Annotated in this window: 27 protein-coding genes; 9 read left to right on the top strand and 18 right to left on the bottom strand. The window is 68.3% G+C overall.

From position 1 onward, the window contains the following. Positions 1-92 precede the first annotated feature (92 nt). From NDI86_RS13410 to cofD, 4 genes are read right to left on the bottom strand one after another with little or no spacing between them, the layout of a single operon-like run. The gene (locus tag NDI86_RS13410) at positions 93-686 is read right to left on the bottom strand and encodes a DUF447 domain-containing protein (protein WP_310900948.1); all 594 of its coding nucleotides are present in this window, start codon (positions 684-686) and stop codon (positions 93-95) included. Continuing rightward, positions 683-1,522 (bottom strand): triphosphoribosyl-dephospho-CoA synthase, encoded by an 840-nt coding sequence (locus NDI86_RS13405; RefSeq protein WP_310900947.1) that lies wholly within the window; start codon positions 1,520-1,522, stop codon positions 683-685. Before NDI86_RS13405 ends, NDI86_RS13410 begins: the two co-directional genes overlap by 4 nt. Next, entirely contained in the window at positions 1,519-2,265 is a 747-nt protein-coding gene (locus NDI86_RS13400; protein ID WP_310900946.1) for a tRNA-dihydrouridine synthase, read from the bottom strand. Before NDI86_RS13400 ends, NDI86_RS13405 begins: the two co-directional genes overlap by 4 nt. After that, entirely contained in the window at positions 2,265-3,257 is a 993-nt protein-coding gene (cofD, locus tag NDI86_RS13395) for a 2-phospho-L-lactate transferase (protein WP_310900945.1), read from the bottom strand. The genes NDI86_RS13400 and cofD overlap by 1 nt, the downstream gene beginning before the upstream one ends. A gap of 145 nt (positions 3,258-3,402) precedes the next feature. On the opposite strand from cofD, the gene NDI86_RS13390 reads away from it, so the two are divergent. From NDI86_RS13390 to NDI86_RS13375, 4 genes are read left to right on the top strand one after another with little or no spacing between them, the layout of a single operon-like run. Beyond that, complete coding sequence (locus tag NDI86_RS13390) at positions 3,403-3,933, top strand: protein-tyrosine phosphatase family protein (RefSeq protein WP_310900944.1); 531 nt, start codon at positions 3,403-3,405, stop codon at positions 3,931-3,933. 45 nt (positions 3,934-3,978) lie between these two features. Next, positions 3,979-5,202 carry an HD domain-containing protein gene (locus tag NDI86_RS13385; protein WP_310900943.1) on the top strand — a complete coding sequence of 408 codons (1,224 nt, stop codon included), beginning with the start codon at positions 3,979-3,981 and terminating at the stop codon, positions 5,200-5,202. Positions 5,203-5,204: 2 nt separating this feature from the next. Next, on the top strand, positions 5,205-6,242 hold the full coding sequence (locus NDI86_RS13380) for an amidohydrolase family protein (protein WP_310900942.1): 1,038 nt from the start codon (positions 5,205-5,207) through the stop codon (positions 6,240-6,242). 60 nt (positions 6,243-6,302) lie between these two features. Then, on the top strand, positions 6,303-6,761 hold the full coding sequence (locus NDI86_RS13375; protein ID WP_310900941.1) for a universal stress protein: 459 nt from the start codon (positions 6,303-6,305) through the stop codon (positions 6,759-6,761). Here NDI86_RS13375 and NDI86_RS13370 read toward each other — a convergent pair. From NDI86_RS13370 to NDI86_RS13350, 5 genes are all read right to left on the bottom strand, one after another. After that, positions 6,756-7,697, bottom strand: coding sequence for a biotin--[acetyl-CoA-carboxylase] ligase (locus NDI86_RS13370; protein ID WP_310900940.1), 942 nt, complete (start codon positions 7,695-7,697; stop codon positions 6,756-6,758). The genes NDI86_RS13375 and NDI86_RS13370 overlap by 6 nt on opposite strands. Positions 7,698-7,762: 65 nt before the next feature. Next, positions 7,763-8,401, bottom strand: a complete 639-nt coding sequence (locus NDI86_RS13365; protein ID WP_310900939.1) for a DUF6517 family protein — start codon at positions 8,399-8,401, stop codon at positions 7,763-7,765. A 131-nt stretch (positions 8,402-8,532) separates the two neighbouring features. Continuing rightward, a complete protein-coding gene (locus NDI86_RS13360; protein WP_310900938.1) occupies positions 8,533-9,165 on the bottom strand; it encodes a DUF6517 family protein in 633 nt (210 codons plus the stop codon). A 57-nt stretch (positions 9,166-9,222) separates the two neighbouring features. After that, positions 9,223-11,079 (bottom strand): acetyl/propionyl/methylcrotonyl-CoA carboxylase subunit alpha, encoded by a 1,857-nt coding sequence (locus NDI86_RS13355; RefSeq protein ID WP_310900937.1) that lies wholly within the window; start codon positions 11,077-11,079, stop codon positions 9,223-9,225. A gap of 95 nt (positions 11,080-11,174) precedes the next feature. After that, the gene (locus NDI86_RS13350; protein ID WP_310900936.1) at positions 11,175-12,725 is read right to left on the bottom strand and encodes an acyl-CoA carboxylase subunit beta; all 1,551 of its coding nucleotides are present in this window, start codon (positions 12,723-12,725) and stop codon (positions 11,175-11,177) included. 205 nt (positions 12,726-12,930) lie between these two features. On the opposite strand from NDI86_RS13350, the gene NDI86_RS13345 reads away from it, so the two are divergent. Next, positions 12,931-13,554: a uracil-DNA glycosylase family protein gene (locus NDI86_RS13345; RefSeq protein WP_310900935.1), complete on the top strand. Its 624-nt coding sequence runs from the start codon at positions 12,931-12,933 to the stop codon at positions 13,552-13,554. An 18-nt stretch (positions 13,555-13,572) separates the two neighbouring features. Here the strand turns inward: NDI86_RS13345 and NDI86_RS13340 are convergent, their stop codons facing one another. Then, a complete protein-coding gene (locus tag NDI86_RS13340; protein WP_310900934.1) occupies positions 13,573-14,361 on the bottom strand; it encodes a helix-turn-helix transcriptional regulator in 789 nt (262 codons plus the stop codon). Between the two features lie 226 nt (positions 14,362-14,587). On the opposite strand from NDI86_RS13340, the gene NDI86_RS13335 reads away from it, so the two are divergent. Together NDI86_RS13335 and NDI86_RS13330 are read left to right on the top strand one after the other, a co-directional pair. Then, on the top strand, positions 14,588-15,529 hold the full coding sequence (locus NDI86_RS13335) for a DMT family transporter (RefSeq protein WP_310900933.1): 942 nt from the start codon (positions 14,588-14,590) through the stop codon (positions 15,527-15,529). 45 nt (positions 15,530-15,574) lie between these two features. Next, positions 15,575-16,009: a DUF555 domain-containing protein gene (locus tag NDI86_RS13330; protein WP_310900932.1), complete on the top strand. Its 435-nt coding sequence runs from the start codon at positions 15,575-15,577 to the stop codon at positions 16,007-16,009. Between the two features lie 125 nt (positions 16,010-16,134). On the opposite strand, the gene NDI86_RS13325 is transcribed toward NDI86_RS13330, so the two are convergent. Continuing rightward, entirely contained in the window at positions 16,135-16,371 is a 237-nt protein-coding gene (locus NDI86_RS13325; protein ID WP_310900931.1) for a UPF0058 family protein, read from the bottom strand. Positions 16,372-16,546: 175 nt separating this feature from the next. Here NDI86_RS13325 and NDI86_RS13320 point away from each other — a divergent pair, with 175 nt between their 5' ends. Continuing rightward, positions 16,547-16,957: a translation initiation factor IF-2 subunit beta gene (locus NDI86_RS13320; RefSeq protein WP_310900930.1), complete on the top strand. Its 411-nt coding sequence runs from the start codon at positions 16,547-16,549 to the stop codon at positions 16,955-16,957. On the opposite strand, the gene NDI86_RS13315 is transcribed toward NDI86_RS13320, so the two are convergent. The 7 genes from NDI86_RS13315 to NDI86_RS13285 all read right to left on the bottom strand — a co-directional run bounded on the left by NDI86_RS13315 (position 16,958) and on the right by NDI86_RS13285 (position 22,398). Further along, on the bottom strand, positions 16,958-17,137 hold the full coding sequence (locus NDI86_RS13315; protein WP_310900929.1) for a DUF7836 family putative zinc-binding protein: 180 nt from the start codon (positions 17,135-17,137) through the stop codon (positions 16,958-16,960). It abuts the gene before it with no gap. Between the two features lie 76 nt (positions 17,138-17,213). Beyond that, entirely contained in the window at positions 17,214-18,185 is a 972-nt protein-coding gene (locus NDI86_RS13310) for a transcription initiation factor IIB (RefSeq protein WP_310900928.1), read from the bottom strand. A 146-nt stretch (positions 18,186-18,331) separates the two neighbouring features. After that, on the bottom strand, positions 18,332-20,359 hold the full coding sequence (locus NDI86_RS13305; protein ID WP_310900927.1) for a DUF7282 domain-containing protein: 2,028 nt from the start codon (positions 20,357-20,359) through the stop codon (positions 18,332-18,334). Between the two features lie 178 nt (positions 20,360-20,537). After that, positions 20,538-20,843 (bottom strand): DUF8036 family membrane protein, encoded by a 306-nt coding sequence (locus tag NDI86_RS13300; RefSeq protein ID WP_310900926.1) that lies wholly within the window; start codon positions 20,841-20,843, stop codon positions 20,538-20,540. 54 nt (positions 20,844-20,897) lie between these two features. Then, positions 20,898-21,173, bottom strand: a complete 276-nt coding sequence (locus tag NDI86_RS13295) for an ArsR/SmtB family transcription factor (protein ID WP_310900925.1) — start codon at positions 21,171-21,173, stop codon at positions 20,898-20,900. 81 nt (positions 21,174-21,254) lie between these two features. Further along, positions 21,255-22,034 carry a DUF4397 domain-containing protein gene (locus NDI86_RS13290; RefSeq protein ID WP_310900924.1) on the bottom strand — a complete coding sequence of 260 codons (780 nt, stop codon included), beginning with the start codon at positions 22,032-22,034 and terminating at the stop codon, positions 21,255-21,257. Between the two features lie 79 nt (positions 22,035-22,113). Beyond that, positions 22,114-22,398, bottom strand: a complete 285-nt coding sequence (locus tag NDI86_RS13285; RefSeq protein WP_310900923.1) for a DUF357 domain-containing protein — start codon at positions 22,396-22,398, stop codon at positions 22,114-22,116. Between the two features lie 140 nt (positions 22,399-22,538). Between NDI86_RS13285 and NDI86_RS13280 the strand changes: the two genes are divergently transcribed. Next, positions 22,539-23,585 (top strand): NAD(P)/FAD-dependent oxidoreductase, encoded by a 1,047-nt coding sequence (locus tag NDI86_RS13280; protein ID WP_310900922.1) that lies wholly within the window; start codon positions 22,539-22,541, stop codon positions 23,583-23,585. Positions 23,586-23,618 lie beyond the last annotated feature (33 nt).

The raw sequence follows: 23,618 nt of genomic DNA, 5'->3' as shown, positions 1-23,618 counted from the left end.
GGTGGCGTGACAGCGGTTGTGCGACATCGCACGCCACCGCAGGCCGGCGTCTCGTCCCGCCGTCGGCCACCGACGACGGTGTCGCCTGCTCGCTACCACTCCGCGTCGACCAGTTCGCAGAGTCGGTCGAAGGCGGCCCGCTCGCGCTCGCTCCCGGCCGTCTCGACCACCGACTCGAAGTACGCGAGCCGGTCCAGCATGGCCTCGCGGTCGTAGGCCGGCACGTCCAGCCGCGAGGCCGCGACGGTCGCCTCGACCACGGCGGCGTGGCCGCGGTTCGTCGTCGGGACCACGCGCCGTTCGATACGAGACGCCTCGGGAACGAGCGCCCACTCGACCCACTGGGTGTCGCCGTCCTCGCCCTCGTCCAGTCGCTCGACACTGACCCGGACCCACGCGTCGGCGCTGTCGAGCACCGGGGCGGACTCCTCGCGGACCGACAGCGCTGCCTCCGCGAAATCGACCGGGTCGCGGGTGAACTGGACGTACCCCTCGCCGCGCTCGCCGAAGTTCCGCCACGTCCGCGTTCGCCCCCACGTCGTCGCCGTCACGGGGCCGCCGGCCTCGGGCGCAGACAGGCCGAGTGCGGCGAGGTTCCACAATCCGTTCGGGCCGAAGGTCGTCACGACGGACTCCGTGACCCCGCGTAGCTCGACGGGCCAGGCCGCGTCGGCCTCCTCGGTCACACCACTAGCCCCCGTTCGAGCGCGACGAACAGCGCGCCCGCGACGATATCGGCGGTCGTTCCCGGGTTGATGTCCCGGTCGACGAGTTCCTCGGCCAACGCCGCGGCGCCCTCCTCGCCGTCCAGCACCGCCCGCGCTCGACGCTGAACCTCCGTCGCGGCCTCGGGACCGTTGCGCGTGAGGACGAAGCTGTCCATCTCCTCGGCCAGCAACTCGACGAATACCCGCGAGGCGCGGTCGGGGACCGGGCCGTCGTCAGCCAGCAGCGCGTCCGCCGCGTCGAACGTCCGCCGGAACCCTCCGGCCCACTCCGCCGCGACACCGTCGGCGTCGACGCTCTGTTCCATCACGTCGAACAGTGTGAGGCCGCGTTCCTCCAGGGTCGGAATCGCCTCGCTCCCGCGGCGCACGTCCAGCGGCTCCATGCCCGCGGGCGGGTCGGCGACGGCCACGTCGACGTGTTCGAAGGCCCGATAGAAGTCGGCGGCGTCCGCCACCGTGGTCCGACGGGCCACCTCGTCCGCACCAGCGGGCGTCAGGTCACCTTCGCTCGCCGCGGCCACCAGCGGCGCGAGCAGTAGCAACGCGCCGAACTGCGTGTTACCGGCCGACTGGTCGGCCATCCCGGCGACGGCCCGCTCGAGGGCGTGACCGACCGGTTCGCCCTCCGACGCGAGCGCCAGACCGGGTCGAGCGCCCACCGCACCGGCCATGAAGTGCTCGAAGCGGAGGTCCGCGAAGTCGCGTTCTCGGTCGACGTTGCCCGGTTTCGGCGTCCCAGTGACCTCCAGTAACAGCGCCAGTTCGGCGTTCTGAACCGGCGTCCGGTCGCTCATCCCGTGACCTCCCGTCTGAACCAGGCCTCGGCGGCTCCGCGGACCGCCGCCAGCACGTCGGGGTCGTCACTGGGACGGCCGACGCTCACGGCATCGGCGCCGTACGCGAAGTATTCGCGGGCCGTCTCGCGCCCGCGGACGCCGTTGTTCGCGACGACGAACAGGTCGGTCGCGTCGGCGACGTCGGCGACGACCGACTCCGAATCCATCGCGTCGACGTGGACGGCGTCCGCGCCGGCGACCTCGATACGCCGGGCCAGGGCGGGGAGGTCAACGCCGGGAACCTCGGCCCGGACTTTGACGGAGACGTCTGCGCCAACGTCGGCGGCCGTCCGGACCTGGGCGGCGAGTCTCTCGGGGTTCCACAGCAACGTCTCCCCGGCACCGGCGGCACACATCTCGTCCTGCCGGCAGTGCGCGTTGAGTTCGAGGACGGCGTCGTGGTCCCGACAGACCGCGGCGGCGTCTTCGATTGGTCCGAGCGTCGTGCTTCTGACGTTGAACGCCCCCCGGAGCGGCGCGTCGGCGAGGTCGGTAAGCTGGGCGTCGACGAACGCGACCGGGTCCGCGGGCAGGAACTCCGAGCGCTCCCGGTCGGTCATCGCTCGGGCGGCAGCACGGGTCGGCGCGTCGAGCGCGACGGCGCCGAGGAACGCACAGCCGACGTGGTCGGCGACGGCCCGCGCCCAGTCGGCGTCGGCCTCGCCGCTGAGACTGGCCAGGGCGACTCGGGGACCGAACATCAGGCCACCTCCGCGAGGGCGTCGGCGACTGCGCGGGCCACCCGCGCCGAGTCGGCCTCGTCGTCCATCGTCGTGTCCGTCCGCACGACCGGGCGGTCGAGGTCGGTGCCGTCGTCCGAATCGAGGACGAACGCGTCGGCGAAGGGGTACGCCTCGGCGACACCGGCGGTGCTCGGGTCGCGACCGACGCCGGCCATCAGGTCGGCGGCTGGCCCGGAGAACACCTCGCGCTCGACGAACGGGGAGACGGCGACGACGGGCGTCTCGCTCAGCGCCGCTTCGATGCCGTCGACGGCGAGCATCGGCCCCAGCGAGGTGACCGGGTTCGACGGACCGACGACGACGGGCTCTTCCAGGGCGTCGAGGACGGCGTCGGTCGCTCCGGCGTCGTCGCCCCCACGGAACTCGACGTCATCGACTATCGGGGCGCCGTTCCGGCCGACCCACCACTCCTGAAAGTGCATCGGCCCCTGGGGCGTGTGAACCAGCGTCGCGACGGGGTCGTCGCTCATCGGCAGGAGTTCTCTGTCCAGTCCGAACGCGTCGGCCAGCCGGCGGGTGACCTCGGTCAGTGAGTGACCGGCGTCGAGAAGCGACGTGCGCGTGACGTGGACCGCGCGGTCCCGGTCGCCGATGTGCATGAACTCCGCGACACCGGAGAAGCGCCGCCAGCGGGCGATGTCGCGCCCGGCGGTCTGTTCGCCCTCGGGGAGGTACTGCGGACCGGTCGGGAGGTCGGCCGCCGACGCCAGCCGGTGGAGTTCGTCGTGGGTGGCGGCGGAGTCCCCGGCGATACCCCACCACGTCTCCCGGTCGAGTTCGCCGCCGTCCAGAAACAGGACGGTGTCGAGGTCGGGACAGACGAGGTGGCCGCCAAGCTCCACGTCGTCGCCGGTGTTGCCGACGACAGTCGTCCGCTCGGGCGCGAACACGTCGCCGGCGCCGGCGAGGAGCTTCGGCGTGCCGGTCCCCCCGGCGAGGAACGTAACCATACGCCGACGTAGGGTGGACGGGCGGTATAAACGTGGCCCTGCGGCGCCGGGTTCGTATCACTCGGCTGAGAATCACTGCTGAGAACTGCGCGGGTAGACTCAAGAACGTCCGTCCTGAGGGTTACGCTGTTGGGGTCAATCTACCGTGAACGCACACCGATTCGCGCCGGCGGCCCCGGACGAGGCGTTCGTCTACGGGGCCTGCACGCCGGGCTGGCACTCGGCGGCCAGCCACGCCGCCGCCATCGACGACTGGGTCGAGTTTATGCGAGCCGAGGGCATCGAGCGGGTCTGCTGTCTGCTGACCGGCTGTCAACTGGACGACGGTGGCGCTGTCCTCGACCAGTACGCGGCGGCGTTCGGCGAGTCGAACGTTCTGCACGCGCCGGTCCGGGACCACCGTCTGGTGCCGGAGGACGTGCTCGTCGAGGAGATACTCCCGTTCCTGGCCGAGAGCCGGGCGTCTGAGGAGCCGGTCGTCGTCCACTGTCTGGCCGGTATCGGTCGGACCGGGCAGGTGCTGGCCGCCTGGCTCGTCTACAACCGGGATTACGGCCCGGAGCGAGCCGTCGAGACGGTTTCAGAGAACGGCCGAGACCCGCTGGACGCCGTTCGGATGGGCAACGCCACCGAGGACGACCTGCTGGCGCTGCTGGGTGCGGTCGCCCGACTGTAGTCGTCGTCCGTACTGTTTTGCCCGATGACGGCGAACGAGGACGTAATGACCACTATCAAGGACAGCGTCCACGACCACATCGCGGTCGAGGGCGTCGCTGCCGACCTGCTGGAGACCCCGCCCGTCCAGCGGCTCCGCCGGGTCAAGCAACTCGGGACGGTGACGATGGTCTACCCGTCGGCCAACCACACCCGCTTCGAGCACTCGCTGGGCGTCTACCACCTGGCCGACCGGGCGCTCTCTCATCTCGGTATCGAGGGTCAGCAGGCAGAGCGGGTGCGGGCCGCGGCCCTGCTGCACGACGTGGGCCACTCGCCCTACAGCCACAACATCGAGGAGATAGTGTACCGGAAGACCGGGAAGTACCACGACGACGTGGACGAACTGCTGGACCGCGGCGAGGTGGCCCGCGTGCTGGCGGCCCACGACCTCTCGCCGTCGAAGGTGGCGGGGCTGGTCGGCGGCGACGGCGAACTCGGCCAACTCGTGTCGGGCGAACTCGACGTCGACCGGATGGACTACCTCGTGCGGGACGCCCACCACACCGGGGTCCCCTACGGCACCATCGACCACGAGCGGCTGGTCCGGGAACTCCGGTTCGTCGACGGCGACCTGGTGCTCGACGAGGGGAACGTCCAGACGGCCGAGTCCCTGCTGCTCGCGCGGGCGCTGATGAACCCGACCGTCTACGCCCACCACGTCGCCCGCATCGCGAAGTCGATGCTGCGCCGCGGGACCGAGCGGCTGCTACGGGAGACCGACGTGACCGCCGAACGGCTCCGGCGGTGGGACGACTGTGACCTGCTGGTCGGGCTACGCCGGAGTGACGCCACCAGCGCGTACGCCCGGCGGTTGAGCGAGCGCGACCTGTTCAAGCGGGCGGTGTGGGCCGAGCGGCAAGCCGTGCCCGACGACCTGCTGGCGGCCGACCACGACGCCGTCCGCGAACTCGAAGCGGAGATAGCCGACGCCGCGAACGTCTCGGCGCCCGCCGTCATCCTGGACATCCCCGCGGCCCCGTCGATGACGGAGTCGTCCAGTCGCGTACTCGTAAACGGGGAGGTGCGCCGACTCGGCGAGCAGTCGACGCTGGTCAACGCCATCCGGGCCGCGGGGACCGACCAGTGGCGCCTCGGCGTCTACGCGCCGGCCGAGGACAGCGAACGGGTCGGCGAGGCGGCCGTTCGCGAACTCGGCCTGGACCTCGGCGGGACCCGCATCCGGGACGTGCGACGGGGCATCCACGCCACCCTCGACGAGTTCAACTGACGATGACCGGAGAGACCGACGAGATTATCGAAGGGACCGTCCTCCGCGGGCGCGAGTTCGAGCCTGTCGAGGGTCGCGTCGTCGTCGAGGACGGCGAGATAGTGGCCGTCGAGGAGGCCAGCGTCGAGGGTGACGCCATCGTCTTCCCGGCCTTCGTCAACGCGCACACCCACATCGGGGACTCCGTCGCCAAGGAGGCCGGCGAGGGGCTCACGCTCGACGAACTGGTCGCCCCGCCCGACGGGCTGAAACACCGCCTCCTCCGCGAGGCCGACCGCTCGTCGCTCGTGGCCGCGATGGCCCGGTCGCTGTCGTACATGGAGCGGTCCGGAACCGGCGCGTTCGTGGAGTTCCGCGAGGGCGGCGTCGACGGGGTGGCGGCCATCAGGGACGCCCTCTCGGGGTCGAACCTGGACGGTGTCGTCCTCGGTCGGGAGACCGTCGCAGCGATGGAACTGGCCGACGGTTTCGGTGCCAGCGGCGCCAGCGACGCCGAGTTCGGGGCCGAACGGCGGGCGACCCGGGAGGCCGGGAAGCTCTTTGGCATCCACGCCGGCGAAGTCGACAGCTCCGACATCAACCCCGCGCTGGACCTCGACCCGGACTTTCTGGTCCACATGGTCCACGCGGAGCGGCTCCACCTGGAACGGCTGGCCGACAGCGAGACACCCGTCGTCGTCTGCCCGCGGTCGAACCTCGTCACCGACGTGGGACTGCCGCCGGTCGAGGCGCTGGCCGAACGGACGACGGTCGCGCTGGGTACCGACAACGTCTTTCTCAACAGCCCGTCGATGTTCCGCGAGATGGCCTACACGTCCAAGCTGTTCGACCTGTCGGCCCGCGAGGTGCTGCGCATGGCGACGGTCAACGGCGCCGAAATCGCCGGGCTGGACTGCGGCGTCGTCGAACCGGGCCGACCGGCCCGCCTCTGCGTGCTGGACGGCGATTCGGACAACCTCAGCGGCGTCCGCGACCCGGTCCGGGCCGTCGTCCGGCGGGCCGGGACCGCCGACGTGGAGCGTGTCGTCCTGGCCGGGTAGGGCCGCTGGTGGTGTGATACCACACCAACAACTATGATGTCTGCTCGCCTACAGTAGCACATGTACGACCGGATACTGGTGCCGACGGACGGGTCCCCCAGCATGCGGGCAGTCGTCGACCACGCCGCGGCGCTCGCCGGGGTCCACGACGCCACGCTCCACGGGCTCTACGTCGTCGATACGGGCAACTTCGCCACGCTCCCGGTCGAGACGACGTGGGACGGCGTGACTGAGATGTTGCGTGAGGAGGGGGAGCTGGCGGTCTCGGAGTTCGCCGAGATGGCGGGCGAGGCGCCCGTCGAGACGGCAATCAGGGACGGCAATCCCAGCGACGAAATCGTCGGATACTCCCGGGAGAACGACTGTGACGCCGTCGTCATGGGCACGCACGGCCGCGCCGGCATCGACAGGTTACTGCTCGGGAGCGTCGCTGAGCGCGTCGTTCGTGCCGCCCCGGTGCCCGTCGTGGCGGTGCCGATACGCGACGAAGTGCCCGAGGCCGGACCGGCGGAGTCATAGCGGCCGGAGGTGGTCGCAGTCGCCGGCGGCGACAGTGACCCGCTCCTCGCCGGTGTCGACCACCAGCGACCCCGGATACTCGATATCGACGGCCTCGCCCGTGATGTCCCCGCCCGGCGTGTCGATGCGGACCCGACGGCCAAGCGTCGACGCGTACTCGCGCCACTCGTCCAGGACGGCCTCGGGGTCCGCGCCGACGGTGTCGAACGTTTCGAGCACGCGCTGGGTGAACCGCCGGCGGTCCACCGGCGCTCCCTTCACCGCCGACAGGCTTGTCGCGCCGGCGTCGCTGGGTAGCGCCGCGGGGTCGACGTTGGCGTTGATGCCGATGCCGACCACCACCCAGGAGACGCGGTCGGCCTCCCCCTCCATCTCGGTGAGGATGCCGACGAGTTTGCGCTCCTCGCCGTCGACTTCGACGAGCACGTCGTTGGGCCACTTGATGACCGCCTCGACACCGGCCTCCCGGGCCGCGCGCGCGACCGCGACGGCGGCCGCGAGCGTGAACACCGGCGTCGCCGCCATCGGCACGTCGGGGCGAAAGAGGACCGACAGCCAGATGCCGCCACTCGGGGAGTGCCAGGTCCGGTCCAGCCGGCCGCGGCCGCCGGTCTGTTCGTCCGCCAGCACGACGACGTCGCTCGCGCCCTCGTCGGCGAGTTCGCGGGCGCGAGCGTTCGTGCTCGGGACCGCGTCGTGGTACTCTATCTCGAAGGGGGCGTCGAGCCCGTACGCGACGGCCGAACCGCCAAATTCCGGAACGCCGTCGAGCGCGTAGCCCTCGTCGCCGCTCGTGATGGTAAAGCCCCGCTCGCGAAGCGCCTCGACGTGTTTCCAGACCGCCGCGCGGGAGACGCCGAGTTGGGCCGCCAGGTCCGGCCCGGAGACCGGCCCGTCGGCGATGGCGGAGAGAACCCGCTCGCGTGTCTCGTGCATAGGCCCCGCTTGTCCCGGTGGCGTAAAAAGGCGCGCGTCATCGGCGCCACGGGAGACCGCCCCACTCAGTGCTCGATTCTGCGGACGAGGGCCTCGCTGTCGTCGCCCGCCGCCGACGGGTCCGTGCCGCCGATACCGCGGAGTCCGATAGCGACGACGTAGTCCCCCTCGTGTTTGACGCGCGCGACGGTGACTATCACGTCGTGGCTGGTCTCGTTGTCGTGCTCGAGGGTCGCGTTGAAGACGCGCATGTTCGCCTCCTCGCCCAGCATCGTCACCTGCCGCGTCTCCCGCTCCTCGACGTCAGTGACGGTGCCGTACTGGTCGAACTGCCCCGCGAACTGGTCGAGGAGGTCCCGCTGGGACCACTCGGCGACCGGGCTCAACTCCTGGCCGGCGACCGTTATCCCGGGCGAACTGACGACGGTGAAGGCGGCCGCGGGCGAGCCGTCCGCGGACCGATTGACGAACAGTTCGGCCCGGTTCGAGACGGTCACCTCCCGTTCCTGCCCGGCGGCCGCCACCGAACGGGTGACGTTCTGCCACTCGGTCGTGTTATGGGTGTAGGACAGTTCGCCGGCCTCGCTGACGGTCGCCTCGCCCGCGACGAACTGCGTCTCCTCCTCCACGAGCACGCCGGAACAGCCGGCGACCGACAGGGCCAGCGCGACGGCGAGGACCACCCCGGTCCGTCTGCGTGTCATTCCTCGGAGTTCGAGTAGTGACCGTTATAGGGTTTTTGAGAAGCGCTCGGAATCACCGGACGGCAGCGTGAAATTAGCGACGGAGTCGGCGGAGTGTACCCCTGCGATCAAAGTGTGTCCCGCCGGCTCTCTCAGTGTTCGATGCGCTCGAACAGTTCGTCGATATCGGCCGCGTTGGCCTCGTCACCGGTGTCGTAGACCGCGAAGGCCATGACGTAGTCGCCGTCGTGTTCGACTTTCGCCGCGCGGATGAGTATCTGCTTGCTCACGTTCCCCTCTCGCTCGATGGTGGCATCGAAGGTGCTCACCGTCGTCTCGCTCCCGAGAACCGTCTTGTTCTCGCTGCTGCGCTCCGAGACGTTCGAAATCTCGCCGTAATCGTCGAGTTCGCCGCTGAACTCCGTGACGACTCGCTCGTTGTCCCAGTCACCGACCGGGTTCATCGCCTGTCCGGCGACGCTGACCGTCGGGGAGCTAACGGTGACGAACGCCCCCTCGGGGATGTCGTCGCCCTCGGTCCGGTTGAGATAGACGTTCGCTACGCTGGAGACGGTTATCTCTCGCTCCTGACCGCCGCCCTCCACGGTCCGGGTCTCGTTTATCCACTTCGTCTCGTTGTGTTCGTAGCCGACCCCCTCGGAGTCTTCGACGGTGGCTTCGCTCGCGACGAAGGTCGCTCCCCCGCCGAGTACGAGTCCGAGACAGCCGGACACGGAAACCACGAGCGTCAGCGCCAGAATCGCACCTGTCCGTTTAGTACGCATGACAACACAACGCGGTTACCGTGACATAATCTTTCCGGCACCCCGGAAAAACTAAGCTCAGTCCGAGCCGATCACAAAGAGCAGGTCGCCCATGTCGACGGAATCGCCCTCGCCGATGGCGACGTCGTTGACGACGCCGCCGCGCTCTGCGACGATGTCGTTTTCCATCTTCATCGCTTCGAGCACGCAGAGCACGTCTCCGGCCTCTATCTCGTCGCCCTCGTCGACGCTCACTTCGAGGATGGTCCCCTGCATCTCCGCGGTGACCTCCTGGCCCTCCGCGCTGGAACCCCCGCCGCCACCGCCGCCGGAGCCGCCGCCCGCCGCGTTCGGTCGCTGCGGGCCGTCCCCGCCGCTCGTGTCCACGTCGCCGACGCTGATGGGCGGGGCGCCGTGTTCCTCCAGGTCGACGTCGAAGCGTTTGCCGTTGACCTCGACGGTGAACTCCCGTTCGACGACCTCGCCGTCCTCCTCGCCCTCGGTTGGCTCCGTCTCGGAGCCCCACTTCTCCTGGGCGGCCTCGATGCGGTCCGGGTCGAGCGTCTCGTCCAGGTACTTCGTCGTGTGCGTGGAGTTGACGAACTCCTCGTCGGTGAGCATCAGGCGGTGGAACGGGATGACCGTGGGGAACCCCTCGACGTCGAACTCCGCCAGCGCCCGTTTCCCGCGGGCGATGGCCTCGTCGCGGTCGGCGCCGTAGACGATGAGCTTCGCTATCATCGAGTCGTAGTCGGTGACGAGGTCGTCGCCCTGGCGCAGGGCGTCGTCCATCCGGACGCCGATGCCGCCCGGCGGGTCGTACACCTCCAGTTCGCCGCTCTGTGCCGGCGCGAAGTCCTTCGCGGCGTTCTCGGCGTTGATGCGGAACTCCATCGCGTGGCCCTCTATCTCGACGTCGTCCTGTGCGAAGGCGAGGTTCTCGTCCTGGGCGACCCGAATCTGCCACTTCACGATGTCGATGCCCGTTATCTCCTCGGTGACGCAGTGTTCGACCTGGATACGGGTGTTCACTTCGAGGAAGTAGAAGTTCGCGTCCGGGCCCAGCACCTCTTCGGGACCGCGTTCGGGGTCTTCCTCGACGAGGAACTCGACGGTCCCGGCGTTGTAGTAATCGGCCGCGCGCACGCCCCGGCGGGCGGCCTCGCCGATCTTCTCCCGGAGTTCGTCCGAGAGGGCCGCGGAGGGGCCCTCCTCGATGACCTTCTGGTGACGGCGCTGGAGCGAGCAGTCGCGCTCGCCCAGGTGGCGGACGTTGCCGTCGTGGTCGGCGATAATCTGGACCTCGATGTGGCGGGGGTTCTCCAGGTAGCGTTCGAGATAGACCGAGTCGTTCGAGAAGTACGCCTCCCCCTCGCGTTTGGCCGATTCGAGTTGCTCCTCGGCCTCCTCGGGGCTGTGGACGATTTTCATCCCGCGGCCGCCGCCGCCGCCCTCCGCCTTGATGGCGACCGGGAAGCCGTTCTCCTCGCCGAACTCGACGACCTCCTCGGGCTCCTCGACGGGGTCGGTCGTCCCGGGAACGATGGGCACGTCGGCGTCCTGCATGATGTTGCGGGCCTTCGTCTTCTCGCCGAGTTTCTCCATGGCGTCGCCGGCGGGACCGATCCATTTGACGCCGTCGGCGTCTTCGACCTTGCGGGCGAAGTCCGCGTTCTCGGCGAGGAAGCCGTAGCCGGGGTGGATGGCGTCCGCGTCGGCCTGTTGGGCCGTCTCGATTATCTCCTCCTGGTCCAGATAGGAGTCGGCGGCGCGGGCCGGGCCGACGTTGTACGCCTCGTCGGCGTAGCGAACGTGGCCCGAGTGCTTGTCCGCCTCGGAGTAGACCGCGACTGTCCCGATGCCCAACTCGTCGCAGGCGCGCATGACTCGCACCGCGATTTCCCCGCGGTTGGCGACGAGCACCTTATCAAACATACACGCTCATACCGAGACTCGCCTCATAAAACTAGGCGGAAGCCCAGCTATCGGTCCGACCCACGAGGGTAGCGTCGGCCGGGACCGCCTCGTCGCTACAGCGGGATGTTCCCGTGTTTCCGGTCGGGGTTGTCCTTGCGTTTGCCCCGCAGGAGTTCCAGGTCCGAGATGAGCCGGGGTCGCGTGTCCGCGGGTTCGATGACGTCGTCGACGAAACCCCGCTGTGCGGCGGTGTAGGGGTTGGCGAAGGCGTCGCGGTACTCGTCGATGAGTTCCTGTCGCCGGGCCTCGACGTCCTCGGCGCTCTCCAGTTCGTCGCTGTAGAGGACGTTCACGGCGCCCTGTGGCCCCATCACCGCAATCTCGGCCATCGGCCAGGCGTAGTTCACGTCCGCGCCGATATGCTTCGAGGCCATCACGTCGTAGGCACCGCCGTAGGCCTTCCGGGTGATGACCGTCAGCAACGGGACGGTCGCCTCGCTGTAGGCGTAGAGCAGCTTCGCGCCGTGAGTGATGATGCCGTTGCGCTCCTGGTCCTTGCCGGGCATGAAGCCGGGCACGTCGACGAACGTGACGATGGGGATGTTGAACGCGTCACAGAAGCGGACGAACCGGGCGCCTTTCTTCGAGGCGTCGATGTCGAGCGTCCCGGCGTTGACGCGTGGCTGGTTGCCGACGACACCGACCGAGTGGCCGTCAAGTCGGGCGAAGCCGGTGACGATGTTGCGCGCGAAGCCTTCGCCCACCTCGAAAAAGGAGTCCTCGTCGAGGACGCTCCCGACGACCTCTGTCATGTCGTAGGGCTTCTGGGGAGCGTTTGGCACCGTGTCGACCAAGCTCTCGTCGCGGCGGTCCGGGTCGTCCCAGGGGTTCACCCGGGGCGGGTCGGCGACGTTGTTCGGCGGGAGGAAAGAGAGCAGGTAGCGGATGTCGTCCAGGGCCGCTTTCTCGTCTGTGGCGGTGAAGTCCGCGACGCCAGATTCGGTGGCGTGGGTCGTCGCCCCGCCGAGTTCGTCGAAGCCGACCTCCTCGCCGGTGACCGTCTCGATGACGTCCGGCCCGGTGATGAACATGTGGCTGGTCTCCTCGACCATGTAGACGAAGTCCGTAATCGCCGGCGAGTACACCGCGCCGCCCGCACAGGGACCCATGATGGCCGAAATCTGTGGGACCACGCCGCTGGCTTTCTGATTCCGATGGAAGATGTCGGCGTAGCCCGCCAGCGAGTCGATGCCCTCCTGGATGCGTGCGCCGGCGGAGTCGTTGAGCCCGACGATGGGCGACCCGTTCTCGATGGCCTTGTCCATCACCTTACAGACCTTCTGGGCGAACGCCTCCCCGAGCGAGCCGCCGAAGACGGTGAAGTCGTGCGCGAAGACGTACACCCGCTCGCCGTTTACCGTCCCGTAGCCGACGACGACGCCGTCGCCGGGGACCCCCTTCTCGTCCATGTCGAAGTTCGTCGAGCGGTGTTCGCGCAGCGCGTCGATCTCCACGAACGTGTCGTCGTCGAGGAAGTAGTCGATGCGCTCGCGCGCGGTGAGTTTCCCCTTTTCGTGCTGGGCCTCGATGCGCTCCTCGCCGCCGCCGCGCTCGGCGGCCGCCTTGCGCTCTCTGAGGTCGTCGGTGCGGTCCTCGTGGCTCACTGGTTATCACGGTGCTGGGACCAGGACATACCCGGTGCGTGGTCGGGGGGCGAGAAAAGCGTTGCCCGGCGGGCGGGTATCTGACCCCGACGACGGGTCGGTGTACGGACACACCGGCGAGACCATGCTGGTGGTAGCTGGCGACCAGTGGCGGACGATCGCGCAAACCGTCGGAGTTTTGGCCGCCTCGCTCCTCACACCGTCCGTGAAGAACATCACGGCAACGCTGCACAATCCCTTCGGCTTCGAGGCGCCGTGTGAGCCGTTCGTTCCGGGCTACGGCGACGCCAACGCCGACTTTCACGTCATCGGCGACAACCCGCGCGTCCACGGCGGGAGCGAGTCGGGCATCCCCTTTACGGGCACGGCCGCTGGCGAACGCCTCCAGCGGGCGCTCGTGGCGGGCGGCCTGCTCAGCGAGGCCGGCACGCCCCCGACCGTCGAGAAGACGTACCTCTCGTACCTGTTCATGTGCGGGGACCGCGACCCCACGGCGGAGGACTACGCGGACCACGAGCCGCTGCTGGACACGGAGATACGTGCTATCACCTCCCACGTCCTGTTCCCGGTCGGCGAGCGGGCCACGAGACACGTCTTCGCGAACATGACGCCCGAGCGCGCCGACGCGGTCGATATGGAGGCCCTCCACGCGACCGAAGTGCGGGGCAGCGGCTGGCTGGTCTATCCCATCAAGGAGCCCGCCGACTGGACCGACGGGGACGAGGACGCGCTGGTGGCCGCGCTGACGGCGCTGCTGGCGACCGACTACCGTCAGGAGGCCGAACTCGGACGATTCCTCCCGAACGACGACGTGTGGCGCGTCCGGTGAGGACTCACCGAAGGCGCTCTAGTCGGCGAGTTCGTCGGCTGTCAGCGGCACCGAGTTGACGCGGTAGTGTTCGTAGCGTCGCTCCGCCCACTCCCTGACCGCGGGGTGGGTCGTATCGACCGCCGCCTGGACCACCCCGCGGTCGTCGCGCACGAGGAAGTTGACCACGTCGTCGGCGATGGTGACGGCCACGGGGATGTCGCCGTCCGCGACCCGGACGCCGGCCGACGGCGCCGCGACGACCCGGCGGAGCCTGTCTCGGAGCGCGTCGTCCGCGGTCAAGGAGTCGACGGCGCTTCGGGTGAGCACCGCCTCGAACTCTTGGTCCCCGAGTCGGTCCGCGACGACCGCGAGGCTCTGGTCGTTGAGCGCGTGGGAGAAGGCGGTCACCGACTCCGCCTCGCGTATCCGTTCGAGCAGCCGCTGCAGCGGCGCGTTCGGTCGCGTCTCCGACGGCGTGACGATACTCGCGTCGGCCAGGTGACGGAGGTCGAAATCCATCGCCTCGGTCGGCAGGTACGCCACCACGTCGCGCAGCTCCCGCTCGGCCGCCATCACGTCGAGCAGGTCGCGAAACCCCTCGGCGACGAGCCGCCCGGTCGCCGTCGCGGCGTACTTGCCGCCGGACCTGACCACCCAGTCGCGGTCCTCGAAGTCGGACAGAATCCGACCGAGAGTGGCCTGTGAGGCCCCCGTCACGTCCGCCAGCTCCGAGCGGCCGTGGGGGCCCGCCGCGAGGGACTCGAGCACCTGCACCCGGTTGGGCGACAGGGCCAGGAACTCTATCTCCGCAAGCGTCTCCTCCATACCGGTCGGTAGGTCGGCCCACACAAACCGCTTTCGTGTCGTGCAATCTTTTCACACCGTGAAAACCGGCCGGGGGCCGTGGATTCCCGCTCGACGTGTAAGAATTTCTGAACGGACCTATACCGGTCGGCACCGTACGAGAGAATACAATGGAACAGTCGCCCTCACTCGGTTTCCTGGTGCAGTATCCCTGCCTTTCCCTCTCACACTCGGAGGTAGTATCGCATTGATATCACGAAAGACCGTCCTACTCGGCGCGCTCGTCAGCGTGCTCTTTGGCGGGACCTTCGTCGCGACCAAGGCCGGACTGGCACACTTCCCACCGCTGCTGTTCGTGGCGCTTCGCTACGACGTGGCCGCGGTCGTGCTGGGAGCGTACGTCCTGTACACGCGCTCGGGCGCCGCACTGGCGCCCCGGACGCGTGGCGATATCGCCGGTATCCTCGCGACCGGGCTGGTCGTGATGGGGCTGACCAACGCCCTGCTGTTCGCGGGGCAGGCGGACGCGACGAGCGCCGTCGGCGCCATCCTCTTCAGCCTCAACCCCATCCTGACGCCGGTCTTCGCCGCCGTCCTGCTGGTCGACGAGCGTCTCTCGCTGCGCGGCGGGGCCGGCCTCGCCGTCGGCCTCATAGGCGTCGCGCTCGTGGTGGACCCCGACCCGGCGATGTTCGCCGACGGCGGCGTCGGCAAACTGCTGCTCTTTGGCGGCGCCGTCACCGGCGCGCTGGGGAGCGTCCTCGTCCGGTGGAGCGACGGCGACCTCGACAGCACCGTCCGGACCGCCTGGGGGCTCCCGCTGGGGGCGGCGCTGTGTCACGCGCTGAGCCTCGGCGCCGGCGAGTCCGTCGGCGCGGTCCAGTGGGGCCTCCCGGCGCTGCTCGCGCTGGGCTACGTCGGCGTCTTCGCGGGCGCCCTCGCCTACGTGGCTTACTTCGGACTGCTGGACCGCGCCGGCGCGACCCACGCGAACCTCGTGTTCTACGTGGTTCCCGTGGTCTCGACGCTTGGCGGCTGGGCGCTGCTGGACGAGACTATCGCGCCGATGGCCGGCGTCGGCTTTCTGGTCGTCTTCGCCGGGTTCGCGATTCTGGGGAGCGAGTCGGTCTCCCTGCCGTTCTCGGGCGGTCCGCCCCAGCACGGCTCGGGCCACCCCGAGGCGGACTAGTCAGCCGGGCGAAGCTTCATTATATTGGCTAGCAAACATACCGGCATGGACTGTAGAGTTGTCGTCGAGGCCGCCGTCCCGGTCTACGACGTGGGGACGGCCGACGAGGCCGTTCGCATCGCCATCTCCAAGACTGGCGAGATGCTCAACCCGGACCTGAACTACGTCGAGATAAACATGGGTGAGCGCGTCTGTCCCCACTGCCACGAGGACCTAGAACCCGCCTTCATCGCAGCCGACGAGAGCCTCGTCGCGCTCGAACTGGAGATGACCGTGTTCAACGTCGAGCGCGACGAACACGCCTCCCGAATCGCGCGCAAGGAAATCGGACAACGCCTCACGAACATCCCCCTCGATATCGTCGAGATAGAACAGCTCCCGGACGAGGAGCCCGAGAGCGAGGAGACCGAAGAGGCGGAGTCGGAGACGGCGGACGAGGGCGATATCCTCCCCGAGTTCGAGGACCTCATCGACGAGTGAGACGGACCGTCGTCGCGAGCGGTCGGGAGCGCCCGACCCCGAGTAGACGCGAGCAGGAGCTATCGTGGAACAGTCGGTCCGACCCGTGACTATCGGGTGACTAACGGAAGCGAAGAAATCGAGTCTCAGTCCGCGGCGGCAGAAACCGGCTCTTTCTCCTCGGCGGTCATCTCCGAGGTGATACCGTTCGCGATTGCGAAGACGGCGGCCTTGTGGTCCGTCTTCGACTTGTGAATAGATGTCGGCTTGACGCCGAGTTCCTCGTATTCGTCGTGTTCCACTTCGGAACCCGATTCTGCTTCGTAGTGGTTCTGTACTTGTGCAAGCAGGCCGTGAAGGTGAATAAGCTCCTGCTTCTTCATGGTCACCCCAAGCTAGAAACCGAGGGGTTATAGTACTACTCTGAGGGGGGTTAACACACGACCCCGACATGATAGAACGTGAAGAACAGGCCCGGAGACAGCCGAAATCGCAGTCGGGCGACGAAACCTCTCGATGGCTGAAAGGTTTTTCAGGGCTGCCCGACGACCACCGTGTATGGACTACGACGACATGCTCGACAGAGCGGCGAGCGAGACGGCCGACGTCACCGGCACGGACGAACGCCTCTCCGTCCCCGACCCGGAGGTCCGCCAGGAGGGGTCTGTCACCGTCGTCGAGAACTTTCAGACGCTGTGTAACCGCCTCGACCGGGAGCCCGACCACCTCCTCCAGTACCTCCAGCGGGAGGTCGGGACCAGCGGACACATCGACGAGAGCGGCCGAGCCCGGATAACCGGAGCTTTCGACGCGGACCGCATCGGCGGGGCCGTCGAGGCCTACATCGAGGGGTTCGTCCGCTGCTCGGAGTGTGGACTCCCCGATACGCGGCTCGAGACGGAAGGTGACGTGACGGTGCTGCGGTGTGAGGCCTGCGGTGCGCGCTCGGCCACGCCGAGCGAGGACTAGTTACTGTAGCCCCTTCAGCGTCCGCAGGTCGTGGTCGGTTCGGGTGAACTCGGCGAGCCGTCGGCTCGCGTGGCAGTTCGGACAGTGATAGACAGCGTCGTGAGAGGGGAGCTGTGACGGGGTCGACTCCCAGTCCTTGGCACACTCCGGACAGAGCAACCGCACATAGGCTTCTTCCATGTGTAACAATGACACCCACGGGAACTCACAAAAAGATTCCGTCGCTCCCGCCGCCCGGCGTCGGTGTACCGCCGAATCAGGCCGGGACGTCTTCGGCTTCGAGCAGTTCCTTGTACCGGTTCCGGATGGTGACCTCGGAGATGTTGGCCACGTCGCTGACCTCGCTCTGGGTGACCTTGTCGTTGGTGAGCAGGGCGGCAGCGTAGACGGCGGCCGCGGCCAGCCCGACCGGCGACTTGCCCGACAGCAGACCGGCCCGGCGGGCACGCTCGATGAGTTCGCGGGCCCGGCGCTCGGTCTCGTCGGTCAGTTCCAGGTCCGAGACGAACCGGGGGAGGTACTGCTCGGGGTCGGCCGGCTGGACCTCCAGGTTCAGCTCCCGGACGATGTAGCGGTAGGTCCGGGTAAGCTCCATCTTATCGACCCGCGAGACGACGGCCATCTCGTCGAGCGACCGGGGGCTGCCCGCCATCCGCGCCGAGGCGTACAGCGCCGCCGTGGCGACGCCCTCGATGGAGCGGCCCGGCAGCAGGTCGTCGCCCAGCGCGCGGCGGTAGATGACGCTCGCGGTCTCGCGGACGTTCTGGGGCAGCCCCAGCGCCGAGGCCATGCGGTCTATCTCGCCCAGCGCCTGCTTGAGGTTGCGCTCTTTCGAATCGCGCGTTCGGAACCGCTCGTTCCACGTGCGCAGGCGCTGCATCTTCTGGCGCTGCTCGCTGGAGAGCGAACGCCCGTAGGCGTCTTTGTTCTGCCAGCCGATGTTGGTCGAGAGGCCCTTGTCGTGCATCATGTTCGTCGTCGGCGCGCCGACGCGGGACTTCCGGTCGCGCTCGGCCGAGTCGAACGCGCGCCACTCGGGGCCGCGGTCGATGCTGTCTTCCTCGATGACGAGCCCGCAGTCCTTACAGACCGTCTCGCCGTGTTCGGTGTCCGTCGCGACGTTCCCGCCGCATTCCGGACAGACGTCCTGTCGCTCCGACTGCTCCGCTTCGACCTCTTCGTTCTGTGTTCGTTCCCTCGTGTTGCTGCGTACTGGTGATTCGCTCATGATGGTGGGGACCGGTCTTGCCTTATCCGTAATGTTCAAACGTCGACTACCGACACTCTCTTACATTTAGTTAGTCCGAAAACTATATAAATGTGTCGTTATCCGTGGTACCGAGACGCACGCCGACGGACGGGCGTCTCGGAGGATTATCGCTGGCTGCGAACGGCCAGCAGCGCCGCGGCCACGACCGCCAGTAGCGCGACGATACCGGTGAAGCCAGGGCCGGAGCCGCCGGTTGTCCGAACCGCCGTGCCCTCGGTCATCCCGGTCATCTCCTCGGTCGCCGTTTCGGTCATCTGGTCGCCGTCCGTGTCACCGTCGTCCACCGTCTGGACGGTCACCGGAGCGGCGGCCACCACCGCGCCCGGCGGGAAGCTGGTCGCGTACGGGCCGTCCGCGCTCCCGCCGCTCTGTTCGAAGGTGTAGGCCTCGTCACCGTCGGTGTCGCGGTGGGCCATGGGGACGAGCGTCGTGTTCTCGGCGAGGGGGTCATCGAGTGTCACCGTGACGTTCTCGTGGGTGCCCGGGCCGAGGTACGTCGACGTGCCGCGGATGCTGTCGAAGGTCGCCCCCGCCAGCAGCGTCGCGTCGTGAATCGTCACGAAGCCGCCGTCCTGCAGCGTGGCCGACTCGACGGTGACGGTCTCGCCGTCGCTGGACTGGGGCTCGAAGCCGACGCTGGCCTCGATGGTGACCTCGGCCGAGTCGGTGACAGGCCCACCGCCGGCGACGTAGGGACCGTCGGCGTCGCCGCCGCTCTCGACGAAGGTGTAGTTCTCGTCGCCGTCACTGTCGTAGTGGGGCATCGCGACGAGCGTCTGGCCGCTGGTGAGTCGCTCGTCGAGCGTCACCACGACGTCCTCGTGGACGCCCGCCGGGAGATAGTCGGAGGCTCCGACGACGGCGCCGGTCGGTCCGTGGATGGCGACGAAACCGCCCTCGCTCAGGTCGACGCGGTCGATGACCACGGCGTTACCGCCGCTCTGCTGGTCGGCCATCGAGACGGTCGCCGAGACCGTGACGTTGGCCGCGTCGGTCACGATACCGTCGGCGTCGGTGTAGGGGCCGTCGGCCCCGCCGTCGCTCTCGACGAACGTGTAGTTCCCGTCACCGTCGCTGTCCGTGTGAGGCATCGCGACGAGCGTCGTGTCGTTCGACACCGCGCTGTCGAGCGTGACGGTCACGTCGGTGTGGTAGCCGGGTTCGAGGTACATCGAGGTGCCGCGGACGCTGTCGAAGGTCGCGCCCTCCAGCAGCGTCGCGTCGTGAATCGTCACGAAGCCGCCCTCGGGGACGAACACCGAGTCGACCGTCACGGCGCTGCCGCCGGTGACCTGGTCGCTCATGTTCGCCATCGAGGTGCCGGAGACGGTCACGGCCGCCGTGTCCACGACGGGGCCGTCGTCGCCGACGTAGGGGCCGTCAGCACCGCCATCGCTGGTGTCGAAGGTGTAGCTCTCGTCACCGTCGGTGTCCATGTGCGCCATCGGGACGAGCGTGGTGTTCCCGGTGACGGGCTCGTCCAGTTCGACGCGGACGTCCTCGTGGACGCCAGCGTCCAGGTACGTGGAGGTGCCGCGGATGCTGTCGAGGACCGCTCCCTCGGTGACCGTCGCGTCGTGAACCGTCACGAAGCCGCCCGCCGAGAGGACCACGCGGTCGACGACGACGCTGTCGCCGGTGGTCGGCTGGTCGGCCATCGAGACGGTCGCCGAGGGAGTCACCGTCGCGCTGTCAACGACGACGTTCCCGTCGGCGGTGTAGGGCCCGTCGACGCTGCCGTTCGAGGCGACGAACTCGTAGGTCCGGTCACCGTCGCTCTCCTGGTGGGCCATCGCCGTGTAGCTCCCCTCGCTCACCGGGTCGGTGAGCGTCACGGTGACGTTCTCGTGCGTGCCCGGTTCGAGGTACGCCGAGGTGCCCGCGACGCTACCGAGCGTGTCGCCGTCGGCGAGCGACGGGCCGTGGATGGTGACGTACCCGCCGTTCGGGAGCGTCACGGAGTCGACGACCACGGTGTCGCCGCCGGTAGTCTGGTTCGCGAACGTGACACTGGCGCCGGTTGCCTGCTGTGCCTGTTCGGTCGCGGTTCCGGTCTCGGCCGCCGTCACGCCGGCGAAGCCGGCGGTGACGACGGTGAGGGCAATCAGTACCGTCTGGATGCGTTTCCGCATACAACTGCATTCCGAGGAGTCGTAAAAAGGGATTTACCTAACTAGGACCGGACTATCACCCAAATTGCGCCATATTTCGGCCCACGTGTGGTGGTTAGGCTTCGGAAGAGACGCGGCGGAACAGGCTCCGATTACCGTATCGAGGTATAAAACCAGCGCCGGGACGGGAGCCGCGAACTCAGTCCCAGGTAATCCAGGCCAACACGGCCAGGGCCACGACCTCGAAGACGTGCAGGGAGACCATCGCCTGCCAGGCGGGGTCGGGCACCTTCGTACTGAACCACGCCGACAGCAGCGGGTTCAGCGAGTAGAAGTAGAGCGCGAAGACGTTCTCGCCCAGCAACAGCACCGCGAACAGTAGCAGGCCGAGCGTGTGTTTCGACCGAATCTGGAGGTAGTTCCGGCCCCACACGTAGATGAGCGCCGCCAGAAGGAGGACGTTGAGACCGACGGCGGCCCGTGCGAGGTCAATCCAGCCGACCATTACCTGACCTTTTCCCGCTTTCGGGGATATACTCTTTCCCAAATTCAGCCATAGTCACTCTGCGCTCTCCATTATCTGCTCGACGGTGTCCCAGTAGTTGTGCACACGGTCTGTCGGGAGGTACACCGCGCCGTAGTCGTCGCCGCTGTCGGTGAGGATGTCGTTCTCCTCCAGAACGTCGAGGTGGTGACGCACCGTCTTGTAGTCGAGGTCCAGTTCCTCGGCCAGTTTGTTCGCGTTTCGCGGCCGTTCGTCCAGCGCCCTCAGGATGCGGATGCGGTTGGTCCCGCCCCGCGTGCTCGTCAGGACGTACCAGAGGACGGCCTCCATCGTCGTTGGCAACTCAGGGCGGCTACGTAAGCCCACCGACCCGCCACCTCGGTGAAGAAATCGGTTGCCGAGGCTCGACCCTCAGTCGTCGCAGTCGTCGTCTCGCTCGGCGTCTTCGTACGCCGTGACCAGTTCGAACTCGGGTTCGGCGTCCTCGGTGACAAAGCCCATTGCAAACACCGTCAGTACCTCCCCGTCGCGCACCTCGGCGTCCACGGGGCCGAAGACGGCCTCGTCGAGGTCCTCGTCGGCGCCGGCCGGGAACACCGCGACGGAGTAGGTCCCCGCCGCCGCCTCGACGTTCTCGCTGGCCTCGCCGAACTCGATGCCGTCGGCGAGCGTCAGCACCGTCGACCCGTCGTCGACCACCCGCACGTCGACGGCGGGGGCGTCGGGCGACGCGTGGACGACCCGGACCCGACCGGTGTCCTCGTCGAGTCTGTCGAGGGAATCCTCGTAGACGGCCACGCGGAACGCCTCGTCGCTCACGTCCGGGTCGAGTTCGCCGATGGCCGCGACGGTGTAGGCCTCGTCCTCGAAGGTGACGTCCTCCTGGTAGACCACCGTATCGGCCTCGTCCGCCTCTTCGGCGTCGCTTGCGGCCGCGACGGTCACCTGGTAGGTTCCCGCTGGCAGTTCGAGGTAGCCGCTCACGGCGGTGTAGGGCACGTCGGCGAGGACCTTCGCGTCGTCTACGAACACGTCCACGTTCGGGGCGTCCGGTGACGCGTGGGCGACCCGCACCCTCGCGTCGCCGTCCCCGTCGTCGTGGTCCTCGGCCGCCGCGACCCCGGAACCGAGTGTGAGTACGGCCGTTCCCGCACCGATACTCCGCAAGACGCGCCTTCTTGTTGGCATCATGATAAGACTCCGCACGGGAGATAGGACTACCGGGACATAAATCATTCCTAGATTCTAACTAGAATTCGGTTGCGCCCGCTCACTGCGTGAACAGATGCCCCTCGGTCGGCACGTCGAACAGCCCGATTCGCGCACCGGCGTCCAGCCACGCGTGGCCGTACGAGAACGAGGCGAGCGCGTTGACGAGGTCGTCCGCCTCCCGGAAGTGGCGGCCGTCGTCGAGATACGCCGCCGCCATCTCCTCGCAGTCGAGCGCGGCGTCGTGCATCGGCGTCCCCTCCGGCGGCGCCACCTCGGCGGCGTCGAGCGCCTCCGCGAGCAGTCCCTCGTAGCGGTCGGTCTTCTCCTCGATGTCGGCGGCCATGTCCGGAGAACGCTCCGGGGCGGCCTAAGGTCTGTCGCCCGCGGCCGGGAGCGGTGGGCAAGGGCCCGCTCGAATCGGTCTCGTCCCGTCTGTCACACGACAGCGCAAGCTACAAAGCCCGGTATCCAGTAGTCGTGGCCATGACCGAGGACGCCATCGAACACCGCCGACTCATCGTGGCCGGGACCGGCATCGCGGGGCTCACCGCCGCCATCTACGCGGCCCGCTCCAACAACGACCCGCTCGTCCTGGAGGGCGACGAGCCGGGCGGTCAGCTCACGCTGACCAGCGAGGTCGAGAACTACCCCGGCTTCCCGGAGGGCCTGTCGGGACCGGAGCTCATCAACAAGATGAAAGCGCAGGCCGAGCAGTTCGGCTCCGAACTCCAGCACGGCATCGTCACCGACGTGGCGGACGACGAGCGGCCGTTCCGCGTCGAACTCCGCGACGGCACCGTCTACACCTGCGACGCCTTCGTCGCCGCCTCGGGCGCCAGCGCCCGGACGCTGGGCGTCCCCGGCGAGGACGAACTGATGGGCTACGGCGTCTCGACGTGTGCCACCTGCGACGGCGCCTTCTTCCGCGGCGAGGACATGCTCGTCGTCGGCGGCGGCGACGCGGCCATGGAGGAAGCGCACTTCCTCACGAAGTTCGCCGACACGGTGTACATCGCCCACCGCCGCGAGGAGTTCCGCGCCGAGGACTACTGGATAGAGAAGGTCGGGAAGAAGGTCGAGGCCGGCGAAATCGAGATTATGCGCAACACCGAGTTGCTGGAGATGCACGGGTCGGCCGAGGAGGGTGTCGACCACGTGACGCTGGCGCAAAACGAGTCGGGCCACCCCAGCGAGAAGCTCGACGACGCGGAGACGGAGACGTTCGACTTCGACGTCGGCGCGGTGTTCATCGCCATCGGTCACACGCCGAACACGGACTACCTGGAGGAGACCGGCGTGGAACTGGACGACACCGGCTACATCGTCGCGAAGGGCGGCAAGGGTGGGGGCCAGACCGCCACCGACGTAGAGGGTATCTTCGGCGCCGGCGACGTGGTCGACTACCACTACCAGCAGGCCGTGACCGCGGCGGGGATGGGCTGTAAGGCCGCCATCGACGCCGACGAGTACCTCGAGGACCTGCCGGACGTCGAGGCGGAGTCCGAGGCGGCCGCGGAAGCCGACGACTGATTCTGTCGCCGCACCGGCGTTTGAAGCGCCTCA

It is taken from the genome of Haloarcula onubensis, assembly GCF_031624605.1.
Taxonomy (GTDB): domain Archaea; phylum Halobacteriota; class Halobacteria; order Halobacteriales; family Haloarculaceae; genus Haloarcula; species Haloarcula onubensis.
Note: the sequence above shows the minus strand (reverse complement) of the source record. Positions and strands in the feature narration are given on the sequence as shown.

Coding starts and splice junctions, on each gene's coding strand:
- NDI86_RS13405 (WP_310900947.1), bottom strand. CDS start 1,522: ATGAGCGACCGGACGCCGGTTCAGAACGCCGAACTGGCGCTGTTACTG.
- NDI86_RS13400 (WP_310900946.1), bottom strand. CDS start 2,265: ATGTTCGGTCCCCGAGTCGCCCTGGCCAGTCTCAGCGGCGAGGCCGAC.
- cofD (WP_310900945.1), bottom strand. CDS start 3,257: ATGGTTACGTTCCTCGCCGGGGGGACCGGCACGCCGAAGCTCCTCGCC.
- NDI86_RS13385 (WP_310900943.1), top strand. CDS start 3,979: ATGACCACTATCAAGGACAGCGTCCACGACCACATCGCGGTCGAGGGC.
- NDI86_RS13380 (WP_310900942.1), top strand. CDS start 5,205: ATGACCGGAGAGACCGACGAGATTATCGAAGGGACCGTCCTCCGCGGG.
- NDI86_RS13375 (WP_310900941.1), top strand. CDS start 6,303: ATGTACGACCGGATACTGGTGCCGACGGACGGGTCCCCCAGCATGCGG.
- NDI86_RS13370 (WP_310900940.1), bottom strand. CDS start 7,697: ATGCACGAGACACGCGAGCGGGTTCTCTCCGCCATCGCCGACGGGCCG.
- NDI86_RS13365 (WP_310900939.1), bottom strand. CDS start 8,401: ATGACACGCAGACGGACCGGGGTGGTCCTCGCCGTCGCGCTGGCCCTG.
- NDI86_RS13360 (WP_310900938.1), bottom strand. CDS start 9,165: ATGCGTACTAAACGGACAGGTGCGATTCTGGCGCTGACGCTCGTGGTT.
- NDI86_RS13355 (WP_310900937.1), bottom strand. CDS start 11,079: ATGTTTGATAAGGTGCTCGTCGCCAACCGCGGGGAAATCGCGGTGCGA.
- NDI86_RS13340 (WP_310900934.1), bottom strand. CDS start 14,361: ATGGAGGAGACGCTTGCGGAGATAGAGTTCCTGGCCCTGTCGCCCAAC.
- NDI86_RS13330 (WP_310900932.1), top strand. CDS start 15,575: ATGGACTGTAGAGTTGTCGTCGAGGCCGCCGTCCCGGTCTACGACGTG.
- NDI86_RS13325 (WP_310900931.1), bottom strand. CDS start 16,371: ATGAAGAAGCAGGAGCTTATTCACCTTCACGGCCTGCTTGCACAAGTA.
- NDI86_RS13320 (WP_310900930.1), top strand. CDS start 16,547: ATGGACTACGACGACATGCTCGACAGAGCGGCGAGCGAGACGGCCGAC.
- NDI86_RS13315 (WP_310900929.1), bottom strand. CDS start 17,137: ATGGAAGAAGCCTATGTGCGGTTGCTCTGTCCGGAGTGTGCCAAGGAC.
- NDI86_RS13310 (WP_310900928.1), bottom strand. CDS start 18,185: ATGAGCGAATCACCAGTACGCAGCAACACGAGGGAACGAACACAGAAC.
- NDI86_RS13305 (WP_310900927.1), bottom strand. CDS start 20,359: ATGCGGAAACGCATCCAGACGGTACTGATTGCCCTCACCGTCGTCACC.
- NDI86_RS13300 (WP_310900926.1), bottom strand. CDS start 20,843: ATGGTCGGCTGGATTGACCTCGCACGGGCCGCCGTCGGTCTCAACGTC.
- NDI86_RS13295 (WP_310900925.1), bottom strand. CDS start 21,173: ATGGAGGCCGTCCTCTGGTACGTCCTGACGAGCACGCGGGGCGGGACC.
- NDI86_RS13290 (WP_310900924.1), bottom strand. CDS start 22,034: ATGATGCCAACAAGAAGGCGCGTCTTGCGGAGTATCGGTGCGGGAACG.
- NDI86_RS13285 (WP_310900923.1), bottom strand. CDS start 22,398: ATGGCCGCCGACATCGAGGAGAAGACCGACCGCTACGAGGGACTGCTC.
- NDI86_RS13280 (WP_310900922.1), top strand. CDS start 22,539: ATGACCGAGGACGCCATCGAACACCGCCGACTCATCGTGGCCGGGACC.